This is a genomic window from Sebaldella sp. S0638 (genome assembly GCF_024158605.1).
GTDB lineage: Bacteria > Fusobacteriota > Fusobacteriia > Fusobacteriales > Leptotrichiaceae > Sebaldella.
Window position 1 is genome coordinate 1 of record NZ_JAMZGM010000113.1, and the last position, 701, is coordinate 701.

Genomic DNA, 701 nt, shown 5'->3' on the forward strand with positions numbered 1-701 from the left:
TTATTAAGGTCAAATGTATCAGAGTTATCCTCAAAACATCTAAATCTGATATCAGCAACTAATACGGCAAAGTCATAATCAGTGACAAGGAAATAATGAAGTACCTGATAGAGGTAATTTTCCGGAATGGTGTCGTTATTCTCCTCGTCTTTCCATAAATCCTTATAATATGAATATTGATGAATAGTAGTAGTTTTAATTTCAAGAATTCCAATATCACCATTAGGTAGAATAATTTCACCGTCTAAAGAAGCTCTTATAAAATCATATTTGGGATGTACATACAGCTCCTTAACTTCTCTAATTTCTTTATCTGGATTATCAATGCCATATAGCTGTCTAATGAAAGGTTCAAGTTTATGTCCTCTTTCCATAGCAGGATTGGTTTCATTAGGTTTATTAATTTTACCGGATTTTTCAAGCCATAGGTCTACAATATTTTTATTTCCATATTGTTCTATATCCATAATAACTCCGGCATCACTGCCACCTATACCTTGTTTTCTTAAATTAATCCATTCATCGTGGGTGGAATATGGGATTTTTTTAAACATATTATTTCCTCCCTTTAAAATCCGTCGTATTCTTCGCAAAAAGAAGAATCAACTGTCTCTCTGTCATGGTAGAGACAATAACCATCATTTTTCCAATTAAAATGAATACATTTGATGCACATTTCCATTTTTATTCCTCCTTGATTT

General features: G+C 32.0%; 1 protein-coding gene. It reads right to left on the reverse strand.

What is annotated here, in order from left to right; genetic code table 11:
- The coding region (locus NK213_RS17845) for a YqaJ viral recombinase family protein (protein WP_253351722.1) at positions 1-554 on the reverse strand (554 nt) is incomplete at its 3' end.
- Positions 555-701: the final 147 nt, after the last annotated feature.